Annotated in this window: 1 protein-coding gene and 1 rRNA gene; one reads left to right on the top strand and one right to left on the bottom strand. The window is 42.9% G+C overall.

Annotated elements, in window-relative coordinates; genetic code table 11:
* Positions 1–306: 306 nt before the first annotated feature.
* A protein-coding gene (locus L1272_RS22980; RefSeq protein ID WP_442961853.1) for an IS630 family transposase occupies positions 307–1,273 on the top strand; the annotation gives its coding sequence in 2 pieces (ribosomal slippage) (positions 307–705 and positions 707–1,273; 966 coding nt in all).
* A gap of 138 nt (positions 1,274–1,411) precedes the next feature.
* Here L1272_RS22980 and rrf read toward each other — a convergent pair.
* Positions 1,412–1,495: ribosomal RNA gene (gene rrf, locus L1272_RS23335) — 5S ribosomal RNA — on the bottom strand; the annotation flags it as partial.

Genomic DNA, 1,495 nt, shown 5'->3' with positions numbered 1-1,495 from the left:
TTTTGCCAAGTCGATGCTAATTAGGTTAAATTTTGACATGTATGGATTCCTTATTGGTAAAAGTAATTGTCCAATCTCTTTATACCGTACTCACCCTATTTGGGGGAGGAGTCCATACATCTCCTACTGGGTGTTGTTGCTGAGGGAGTCTCTGTACTAAACAACCCAACAGCGTGGTAATACCATTCCGCTTAAATATCTGATCTAATATAGGCTATATAAAATCACCGGCTAATAACATTGAATTCAAACATATCTGAACAGCTTTTAGCGCTTTCTCGAAAAGAACCAAACGCACGAAAACACATGCGATTGCTCGCAGTGTCTTTATTTTATGAGGGTAATAGCCGAACCGATATTGCAAAACGTCTAAACACTGCAAGAAGTAGTGTGAATAAATGGGTTTCTAGTTACCTAGAGTATGGGCTTGATGGTTTAGACAATAAGCCTATTCAAGGACGTCCATCAAGGCTGCAACAGCGGCAACTTGAACAACTGTCTGAATTTATAAAGCGCACGAACACAGAACTACGTGGTGGCCGCCTTACCGGTGAAGACATTGTGCATTACATTCACACTGAATTTGGTGTTCATTACCACTTAAATCATGTCTATAAAATTCTAAAGCAACTTGGCTTTAGTTGGATCACAAGCCGCTCTAAACACCCAAAACAATCATTACAGAGCCAAGAGGCTTTTAAAAAACTTCCAGCTGGAAACGATCCTTCACACACCAGGACACCTTCCTCTTGATCGGATCGACGTATGGTTTCAGGACGAAGCACGATTTGGCCAGCAAAATCCGACTACGCGCATTTGGGCTGAAACAGGCACTCGGCCACGGATTGTAAAACAACAGCAATTTGACTATGGATACTTATTTGGCGCGGTATGTCCAGCCACAGGCCAAACAGAAGCGTTAGTTAGCCCATTCGTAAATAAAGAAGCAATGACGCAGCATATGCGCCAGATATCACACGCGACACCTGTTGGAAGACACGCTGTCGTGATAATAGATGGCGCAGGCTGGCACACATACGATACAGCTGCAGAATTTAAAAACCTAACCCTGATAAAGCTCCCACCTTATTCACCTGAACTAAATCCAATAGAGCAAGTATGGAGCTGGATACGACAGCATTGTTTATCCAATAGAGTGTTTTCGGGCTATGACGAAATTGTCGATGAAGTTTCAAAGGCATGGAATCACTTTATTTCAATCCCGGATCGAGTGAAGAAAATGTGCAATCGGGAATGGATTAAATTGATTTAATCTTTATGCGGAATGGTATTAATCTTTATGCGGAGTGGTATTATGTTGGGTTTCGCTACGCTCTACCCAACCTACCTGGCTGAAAGCTCAAAACGAAAAAAGCCCGACTCTTTCGAATCGGGCTTTCTCTTATTTGGAGCCTGGCGATGACCTACTTTCACATAGCAGCTGCTACACTATCATCGGCGCTGTTTCGTTTCACTACTGAGTTCGGCATGGGGT

Source organism: Pseudoalteromonas sp. PAST1, from assembly GCF_021532515.1.
GTDB lineage: Bacteria > Pseudomonadota > Gammaproteobacteria > Enterobacterales > Alteromonadaceae > Pseudoalteromonas > Pseudoalteromonas simplex.
This window is presented reverse-complemented; position numbering and strand designations above follow the sequence as displayed.